At 66.2% G+C, this 8,581-nt stretch carries 7 protein-coding genes; 3 read left to right on the top strand and 4 right to left on the bottom strand.

Going from position 1 to position 8,581, the window contains the following annotated elements; genetic code table 11:
* Positions 1 to 594: 594 nt before the first annotated feature.
* Positions 595 to 1,038 (top strand): SRPBCC family protein, encoded by a 444-nt coding sequence (locus tag NG696_RS00190; RefSeq protein ID WP_252563675.1) that lies wholly within the window; start codon positions 595 to 597, stop codon positions 1,036 to 1,038.
* A gap of 54 nt (positions 1,039 to 1,092) precedes the next feature.
* Here the strand turns inward: NG696_RS00190 and NG696_RS00185 are convergent, their stop codons facing one another.
* From NG696_RS00185 to NG696_RS00170, 4 genes are all read right to left on the bottom strand, one after another.
* Positions 1,093 to 2,118 carry a DUF808 domain-containing protein gene (locus NG696_RS00185; RefSeq protein ID WP_252563672.1) on the bottom strand — a complete coding sequence of 342 codons (1,026 nt, stop codon included), beginning with the start codon at positions 2,116 to 2,118 and terminating at the stop codon, positions 1,093 to 1,095.
* A gap of 227 nt (positions 2,119 to 2,345) precedes the next feature.
* Complete coding sequence (locus tag NG696_RS00180) at positions 2,346 to 3,302, bottom strand: lipid kinase (RefSeq protein ID WP_252573479.1); 957 nt, start codon at positions 3,300 to 3,302, stop codon at positions 2,346 to 2,348.
* Between the two features lie 30 nt (positions 3,303 to 3,332).
* On the bottom strand, positions 3,333 to 5,006 hold the full coding sequence (locus NG696_RS00175; RefSeq protein WP_252573478.1) for a thiamine pyrophosphate-binding protein: 1,674 nt from the start codon (positions 5,004 to 5,006) through the stop codon (positions 3,333 to 3,335).
* 120 nt (positions 5,007 to 5,126) lie between these two features.
* Positions 5,127 to 5,630 (bottom strand): Lrp/AsnC family transcriptional regulator, encoded by a 504-nt coding sequence (locus NG696_RS00170; RefSeq protein ID WP_252573477.1) that lies wholly within the window; start codon positions 5,628 to 5,630, stop codon positions 5,127 to 5,129.
* 92 nt (positions 5,631 to 5,722) lie between these two features.
* On the opposite strand from NG696_RS00170, the gene hisC reads away from it, so the two are divergent.
* Positions 5,723 to 6,820 carry a histidinol-phosphate transaminase gene (gene hisC, locus NG696_RS00165; RefSeq protein WP_252573476.1) on the top strand — a complete coding sequence of 366 codons (1,098 nt, stop codon included), beginning with the start codon at positions 5,723 to 5,725 and terminating at the stop codon, positions 6,818 to 6,820.
* A 50-nt stretch (positions 6,821 to 6,870) separates the two neighbouring features.
* The gene (locus tag NG696_RS00160; RefSeq protein WP_252573474.1) at positions 6,871 to 8,283 is read left to right on the top strand and encodes an amino acid permease; all 1,413 of its coding nucleotides are present in this window, start codon (positions 6,871 to 6,873) and stop codon (positions 8,281 to 8,283) included.
* The last annotated feature ends 298 nt before the right edge of the window (positions 8,284 to 8,581 follow it).

The following is an 8,581-nucleotide window of genomic DNA, read 5'->3' as shown; positions in this document are numbered from 1 at the left end:
TGGGTTCTAGACAAGCTCCATTTTCCTTGAAAAGACGGGCATTCTCGGTTTAAACCGCCGTCGGCGCCCCGAGCAACATCGGTGGATCAAGGCTTAGGTACATTGACACGGGTGGTCGCATCACCATCAGGCGACGCTGTGCTGATTCATGAGAAGCCGAAGACCAGCGGGAAGATCACAACCACGATCGCGGCCCTGGCCCCGTAGACCGGGAGGTACCGCGTCTGCCCGCGCTCGAGCACCTTCGCGCAAAGCACGGGTGCTGCGGTGGCGCCAGGAAGCCGCCAGGACGTGCATTCCCTCCTTCAAATCCGGCTTTCGGCCCTCCCCGGGGCGCAGTGCTTGCCCCGCTCGTTGAAACGCCGCTGGACTCCGGTTGTCGTTCCGATCGAAGGTATTGACCCGGTTCCCGCTAGGGGCTACCGTGACGCCGTGGCCACGGCCACGGCCATGACAGGAGGACCATGAGGATCCGCGCAACGGTTTCGAGGCCGGGCGCCAAGCGCCAAGCGTCGCAACCTGTCTGGCCGTCCCAGCCTGGTCGACCGGGCTCGCACGCGACGGCGTGCTGCCGACCCTGAGAAAGGACGCCTCATGAGAAGGCTCCAATTGGAATCGCGCACCGAGCTGGAGTCTCCGGCTTCGAAGGTCTTCGACTTCGTCGCAGACCACACAAACGCGCCCCGATGGCAAAGCGGCATCGATGAGATACGACGCATCACGCCGGGTCCTATCGGCGTTGGCACGGAACATGAACTAACGCGGCGATTCGCAGGGATGAAGGTGGTCGCCCGCAACCGCTTCACCGCCTACGAGCCCGGCCGCTTCGTCGCCTTCGAGATTCCTTCTGGCAAGATGACCGGAGTCGCCTCCTATCTGGTCGAGCCCACGGGTGCCAACAGCTGTCGGCTCATCAGCAACGTGGATTTCCAAGTGGCCGGGCTAGCCCGGTTCGCCATTCCCCTTCTGAAGCGGATATTCAAGCGGGACGACGAGAAGGCCCTGGCCAGGCTCAAGGTCCTTATGGAGCACCCTTAGCGATTGATTGTTCCCCGGTGTCGACGCACCGCCACCTCGACGAAAAAGGGAGGGCTAAGGGGCGGGATCGGCGTTCCGTTTTGTCGGCCGATAGCCGGCGATTGCGGCGCGGACGTCGCCCTCCTCGTGTTCGCCCTTCTTCTTGCCGAACGGCAGAACTTTTAGCAGCGGGTGCACGATAGCCATGACGAGGAGGCCCCATGCGAGTCCGAGGAAGGCCGAGCACAGGGTGTTCACGAGCCAGGCCAGGAAGCCGCCCACCACCGGGATCCCGACGAAGGGGGCCTCGAGGACATGGACGAAGTCATAGGGCGCGTGCCAGCCGAGGTCGTATGCTCCCTGCAGCATGATGTGGCCACCAACCCAAAGCATGGCGATGGTCCCAATAAGGGTGATCGCAGCAAGCACTGAGGGCATCCCCTTGACGAGCAGCTCGCCGAAGCGCTGGGAGCCCGCGGAATCCTTGGCGGCCAGGTGAAGGCCGACGTCGTCCATCTTGACGATGAGTGCAACGGCACCATAGACGAGCACCGTGATCACGAGGGCAACAACGACCAGAATGAGAGCCCGGACCCACAAGGACTCGTCGGCCACCTCGTTCATCGAGATGACCATGATCTCGCAGGACAAGATGAAGTCGGTGGTGATGGCGCCCTTGGTAACCTTCGCCTCCGCCTCCGGTCCCCGTTCGACTGCCGGCGCATCTTCGTCCGCGGAGTGGTGTCCGCGGAGCTTGTGCCAGGCCTTCTCGGCACCCTCGTAGCAGAGGTACGTGCCGCCCGCCATAAGGATGAACGGGATGGCCCATGGGACGAAGGCGCTGATGAGCAGCAGGGCAGGCAGGATGATCAACAGTTTGTTGCGGAGCGAGCCCCAGAAGATCCGCTTGATCATCGGCAGTTCGCGGGACGGGTCCGCCCCCGACACGTACTGCGGGGTGACGGCGGCGTCATCGATTACCACGCCGGCGGCCTTGGCCCCCGCTTTGGCCGCTCCGGCAGCGACGTCGTCCACCGAGGCGGCCGCTATGCGGGCCAGGGCTGCGACGTCGTCCAGCAGGGCGACGAGACCGCCGCTCACAGATCGCCCCGGTGCTGCTCGAGGGCGGACGGCTGAGTGCGGATGCCTCGGTCGAGGCGTGTGATTGGCATGTTTGGAGTATATCGACGGCGGGCCTTCGCTAGCCCGCCACCGCCGCCTTCGCGCTGCGAGGCCTTCATCCACTCGCTCAGCCACGGAGCCCTGCTGGCCGCCTCGATCAGCGAGTCACAAGAGATGTGCGCGCGACCTGACTAGTTAGCAGGCTTTCATACGGACGGCCAGTTCGCGGCGCCCGGTCCGTCTAACAAAGCGCTGGCGCTGCTCTGAGGCACCACCACGTGGACGGCATTGCGCTGGACGGTGAAGTCGGTTGGCGTGGTGGTCGCGATCTCGCCGTCGAGGTTCACCGGCAGCGGCTGCTCGGTGACCAGCCGGACGCTTCGGCTGGTGAGGTGGTACACCCGGTCGTGTTCAATGAAGCTTCCGTCCTTGAGGAACCGCGCGATACTCACGTGTTCTCGCAGCGGCCCCGCCAGGATGGCGTAGATGTCAAGGGTGTGGTCATCGATCCCTGCGGTGGGGGAGACCGTGTTGCCGCCTCCGTAATGCCGGCCGTTGCCGACGGCCACCTGAAGCAGGTTGTCGAGCTCCAGCGGCTTGTGGTCCCCGTCGGGGAACTCAAGACGGGCTCCGAACGCCTTGTGCCCGCCATAAGCGCGCAGGGTGGCAATGCCGTAGGCCAATGGCCCGATGTACCGCTTCAGGCGGGGGCTGAGCGCTTCGGTAACAGCCACCGACAGGCCCACGGACGCGACGTTGAGGAATGGCTCGCCGTTGGCCCGGCCGAGGTCGATGTCCACCACCTTCCCTTCTGCGACGGCAGCGCACGCCTCGGCAAGATTGTTCGGTATCTCCAGCGTGCGGGCGAAGTCGTTGGCGGTGCCCAGCGGAAGAACACCGAGCACAACGTTGGTGCCGGCAACCCGACCGGCGGCGTAGGACACAGTCCCGTCGCCGCCGCCGACAACCACCAGGTCGTGCCCGTCCGCAAGCACCCGATCAAGCGTCCCGGTCAGCTCGCCCCCGGACAGCACATGGTGCACGGCGGAGATCGGCACGCCTGCCTTTCGCATCGTGTCCACCGCAAGTTCGTGTGCCGCCCCTCGGCGTGATCCGGCGTTGATCACAACGGCGGCAGAGCGTGCGTCCCGGGCAGCCTTCATGTGGAACATGTTAGGCGGCGGACCTGTGAATCAGCCCGCCACAGCCGCCTTCGCCGCTTGCTTGGCTTTCATCCATTCGCTCATCCACGGAGCGCGGACGCTCGACGTGATGCGGCAGTCGGCCACGAAGGTTCCCTTGGCGCCGGCGTCGATCCAGTCCGTGAGCGCGGAAAGGTCCGCCAGTGAGCGGATGATCGCCGACTCGGCACCGAGCGCGCGGCCGATGCCGCTGAAGTCCACTTCGGGGATCAGCATCGGCTTTTCGGTCAGGCCCTGGGAGCCGTACTGGTGGATTTCGGCTCCGTAGGCGGCATCGTTGTAGATCACGACGACGGCGCTGCTCGCCGCACCAATGAGCGATTCGAGGTCGGACAGGCCCATCAGGAAACCGCCGTCGCCGGAGGCCAGCACCAGGGTGCGGCCGTCCTCCACGGCCCGGGCCGCCCCGACGGCGCTGGCAAGGCCGAGCCCGATGGCCTGGTAGGCGGTCCCAACCATGACCAGGTCCTGGGGCCTCGGGATGCGCCAATACATGGGTGCCCAGCCGACGAAGTGCCCGCCGTCCTGGACCACCGTGCGGCGCTCCGGCAGCACGGCATCCAGTGCCGTGGCCAGGGAGCGCGGGTCCAGCCGGCCGTCCGGGGTCTCGTCGGAGCCTGGGTGGTGGGCCGGGCCTTCGGCCAGGCGCTTGCGGGCTTCCGCGCGCCAGGCTTCTGCGCGGCTGGCGTTCGGCGAGGCCGGGCCATCCAGCATCCTCAGGATGCGTCCCGCAGCGGACTTCACATCCGCGCTGACGAACGTATCCACCCGGGGGTGCGTCGGCTGCAGGGCGGCATCGATCTGGATGACGGTGCTGTCCGGGCCGAGCAGGTGCCCGAACCGCATGGTGAAGGGGCTCAGGCTTGCCCCGGCCACGAGAACCACATCGGCCTCGCCCATGAGCCCCGCCGCAGTGTCCGTGCCGAAGCCGCCCGCGACGCCGAGGTATCCCTCGCCTTGGAGGAGGTTGAGCGCCAGGGCGGTTCCGGCGGTCAGCGCGCCCAGGCGGTCGGCGAGCTCCCGGAGCTCCGGGCCGGCTCCGGCGAGATGCGCACCGCGGCCGGCGAGGATCAGCGGCCGCTTCGCCCCGGCGAGCAGGCGGGCTACCTGCCCGAGACCGCCGTCGACGTCGTCCATCACCTGAGGTGCCAACGGCGCCGGAAGTTCCTCGTCCGCTGCCTCGAGTGCCACGAGGTCGTAGGGGATGGCAATGACGACGGCGGTCCGCTTGGTGAGCGCGTATTCCACCGCCTGCCGCGTGATGGAGTCCGCGGCTTCGCGTGTGACGGTGAAGGTCGCCGCGCCCAGGCCCGCGGCGATTGCCGCCTGGTCCACGTCCCAAGGCCGCGCGCCACTGCTCGGAGCGTCCCCCGTGACCAGCACAACGGGGATTTGCGCCTGGACCGCCTCTGCGAGGGCGGTGAGTGCATTGGTGAAGCCGGGGCCGTAGGTGGTGGTGCCCGCTGCGAGGCGTCCTGACGTTCGGTAGTAGGCGTCGGCCGCGGCGATGGCGGCGCCTTCATGGCGGACGGGGGAGAAGCGGAGGCCCAGCTTTTCCGCGGCGTCCAGGAAGTAGACGTTTCCGTTGCCCATAACGCCGAAGACATCGCTGAGATAGCTGCTGAGAACCTGCGCCACACGGCCGGAGACGGTAAGTGAAGTCATGCAGGAATCATCTGATCAGGTCACCAGATAGGCAAGAGAGGCGAATTTGCTTGGGATATTTGGCAGAATAATGCAGGCACAAATGAAAATTTGCCCACTTGTGGCGTGCATCACCCGCACTTAGGAGGAAGGGCGGGATTCCTGCTCCGACAGCCGGCTCAGGAGGCCGTCGTAGCGGGGCGGCATGAGTTCCAGCACGGAAATGGCTGTGCTGGTCCGTTGGATTCCCTCGATTTCCAGGATCTTGTTGGTGATGCGGTAGAGATCGGCCGTACCGCGTGCCACCACCTTGGCCATGAGGTCCGCGTCCCCGGTGGTGGCGTGCACCTCGATGACCTCGGGGATCGCGGCGAGCCCGTCTTCCACCGCACCTGTCCGGGTCTGGCTGATGGATAGTGAGAGGAAGGCCATCAGGTCATAGCCAAGCGCGGCGGGATCCAGCCTCCGGCTGAAGGAGCGGAGGGCGCCGCTGCGCTCGAGCCGTGCCAGCCGGGCATGGACCGTGTTCCGTGCGACGCCGAGCGTCCGCGAGAGTGCCAGGGCGCTGGCTTCTGGATCCTTGTCGAGGGCCAGGATGATCCTGCCGTCGAGGGAATCCACAGCGCGAGGGTTCGGGATGGTCATATTTTCACCACAGACAGTAGAAGTTGAGCAGAAGTCCCAATGGGTTGAGCGTATCTTGCAATGTGGGCGGGGTCACAACATGATCGTTCCTCATGACCCGTGATCAGCTCCTGACCGCACCGGACACCGCGCTCCCCACCCTTCGTGGCGCGGTGGCCGGCCTCCCGCCCTACGTCCCGGGCCGGCGCAGCGCCGGCACGGACATCGCAGCCCTCGCCAGCAACGAAAGCCACTACGAACCACTGCCCGCGGCCGCCGCCGCGGTGGCCGCAGCGGCCGGTACGATGAACCGCTACCCTGACAGTGCCGTCGTCGAACTCCGTGAACGGATTGCCCGCCACCTGGGCGTCACGGCCGGAGAGGTCGCGGTGGGACCCGGCAGCGTGGGCGTCCTCCAGCAGATCATTACCGGCCTTTGCGATGCTGGGGATGAAGTGATCTTCGCCTGGCGTTCATTCGAGGCCTACCCCATCCTGGTTGAGCTGGCAGGCGCCAAGCCGGTCCGTATTCCGCTGGATGACGCTGAGGGCCACGACCTCGATGCCATGGCCGTGGCTGTCACCGCCCGCACGAAGGTGATCCTGCTCTGCACCCCCAACAATCCGACCGGTGTGCCGATCAGGCACGAACGGATCGAGGCGTTCCTGCAGTCCGTCCGCCCGGACATCCTCGTGGTGATCGATGAGGCCTACGTGGAATACGCCGAAGCGGGCAGCGGCCCCGATTCCCTGGCGCTCTACCGGCAGTACCCGAACGTCTGCATCCTGCGCACCTTCTCGAAGGCCTACGGACTCGCCGGCCTGCGCGTTGGATACGCCGTGGCGAAGCCGGGCATCGCTGAGGGGCTGCGACGGACCGCCCTTCCCTTCTCGGTGAGCGCGCTGGCCCAGAAGGCGGCCGTCGTATCGCTGGACGCCGTGGAGGAGATGGAAGCGAGGGTCGCCGAGGTCAGGCAGGAGCGCGCCCGGATGGCCGCGCAGCTGGAGGCCCAGGGCTGGAAGCTGCAGGCGAGCCAGGGCAACTTCCTGTGGATCCGTGCGGATGAAAATTTGCTCGCGAGGCTGGTGGACGCGTTTGACCGCACCGGCATCCTGGTCCGGGCGTACCCGGGCGACGGTGTGCGGATCACCGTTGCCGATCCCGCCTCCAACGACCGTGTGCTCCGGCTCCTGGCAGCCCACGCAGCCTGACAACCGACTGACCTTTCGCACCAATCTGTCCTACAACCAGAGGAATCCCCATGGAACAACAGACAAAGACGTCTGCCCGCGCCCTCGGCGCGGCCCTCAAACCCCGCCAGCTCACCATGATGGGCCTCGGCAGCGCCATCGGGGCCGGCCTCTTCATCGGCTCAGGCGCCGGCATCCAGGCCGCCGGGCCGGCGGTGCTGATCTCCTACCTCGTGGCCGGCACCCTCATCATCCTGGTGATGTGGGCCCTCGGCGAGATGGCCGCCGCCAACCCGGACAGCGGTGCCTTCTCCGTCTACACGGCCAAGGCCTACGGGCCGGTGGCCGGTGCCACCGTGGGCTGGCTGTGGTGGCTGCAGCTGGTGGTGGTCATCGCGGCCGAAGCGCTCGGCGCGGCAGGCCTGCTGGCCACCATCTTCCCGGCCCTGCCGGTGTGGCTGATGGCCTTCGTGTTCATCGTGGTGCTCACCGCTGTGAACCTCACCAGTGTGAAGAACTTCGGCGAGTTTGAGTTCTGGTTCGCGCTGCTCAAGGTGGCAGCGATTGTCGCGTTCCTCCTGGTGGGCGCTGCCCTGCTCTTCGGCTGGCTGCCGGGCGTCCAGTCGCCGGGTCTCTCCAACTTCACGGGTGCCGGATTCGCACCCAGCGGTTTTGCCGGTATTGCCACGGCACTCTTTGTGGTGGCATTCGCGTTCGGCGGCACCGAGATCGTCTCGGTGGCAGCAGCTGAAACCGCGGAACCGGCCCGCAGTGTGAAGAAGGCAGTCCGGACGGTGCTGTGGCGCATCCTGGTGTTCTACATCGGTGCGATCTTCGTGATCGCGGCGGTGGTGCCCGTGGGTTCAGCGGGGCTGAAGAGCCCGTTCGCCGCGGTGCTGGACGCCGCCGGCATGCCCGGCGCAGCCACCGCTATCACCCTGGTCGCCGTCGCAGCACTGCTCTCCGCCCTCAACGCCAATCTCTACGGTGCCTCGCGGATGGCGTACTCGCTGGCCGAGCGCGGTGAAGCGCCTCGCCTGTTTGCTTCAGTGTCGAAGGCCCGGGTTCCGGTGGCCGCGGTCCTGGCCAGCGTCGCCTTCGGCGTTGTCACGGTGGTGCTGGAGCTGGCCTTCCCCGAGAAGGTCCTGCCCGTCCTGCTCAACATTGTGGGCTCGACCTGCCTGCTGGTGTGGACGTCCGCGCTCCTCGCCCAGCTCGCGCTGCGTCTCCGGGCCGACCGCGAGGGAACGGCGCTTCCCCTGCGGATGCCCGGCTTCCCGTGGCTCACGGTGTTTGGTCTGGTCATCCTCGCGGCGATCTTCACGGTGGGATTCATCGGCGAGGACTCCCGTCCCCAGCTCCTGAGCACTTTCGGGCTCGTGGCGCTTCTGGCGGTGGCGAACTGGCTTCACCACCGATCCGGGAAGGTTGCGTCCGTCGTCGAATCCTCGGATGGTGCCAAGCAACCGGTGCTCATCGACTGAATCAGGCGCTGAACCGCTTCAAGGGTTCTTTGCGCGAGAAGGGCGCGTCCGGCTTTGCGGGCGCGCCTTTCTGCAACTAGTACTTTCTGCATCGAGTACCAGGCCAACGCGCTGACTGTCTTAAACTTGTGCCTGCCGAAAATAGTACATACGCAATTCAGACCTGGGGCTAGAAACTTTGAGAACGACTTGGCTCTACGGCCCTAGGGCGTGTCTCCTAATAGGGTGCTCCAGATGACGACGGCGTGCAGAACGGTCGCTGAGCGGTAGGTGAGGGCCAGTTTGTCGTAGCGGGTGG

Origin of the sequence: Pseudarthrobacter cellobiosi (genome assembly GCF_023913755.1) — a bacterium.
GTDB lineage: Bacteria > Actinomycetota > Actinomycetes > Actinomycetales > Micrococcaceae > Arthrobacter > Arthrobacter cellobiosi.
Note: the sequence above shows the minus strand (reverse complement) of the source record. Positions and strands in the feature narration are given on the sequence as shown.

Excerpts from the sequence above, each read along its gene's own strand:
- NG696_RS00190 (WP_252563675.1), top strand. The coding sequence starts at position 595 with ATGAGAAGGCTCCAATTGGAATCGCGCACCGAGCTGGAGTCTCCGGCT.
- NG696_RS00180 (WP_252573479.1), bottom strand. The coding sequence starts at position 3,302 with ATGAAGGCTGCCCGGGACGCACGCTCTGCCGCCGTTGTGATCAACGCC.
- NG696_RS00175 (WP_252573478.1), bottom strand. The coding sequence starts at position 5,006 with ATGACTTCACTTACCGTCTCCGGCCGTGTGGCGCAGGTTCTCAGCAGC.
- NG696_RS00170 (WP_252573477.1), bottom strand. The coding sequence starts at position 5,630 with ATGACCATCCCGAACCCTCGCGCTGTGGATTCCCTCGACGGCAGGATC.
- hisC (WP_252573476.1), top strand. The coding sequence starts at position 5,723 with ATGACCCGTGATCAGCTCCTGACCGCACCGGACACCGCGCTCCCCACC.
- NG696_RS00160 (WP_252573474.1), top strand. The coding sequence starts at position 6,871 with ATGGAACAACAGACAAAGACGTCTGCCCGCGCCCTCGGCGCGGCCCTC.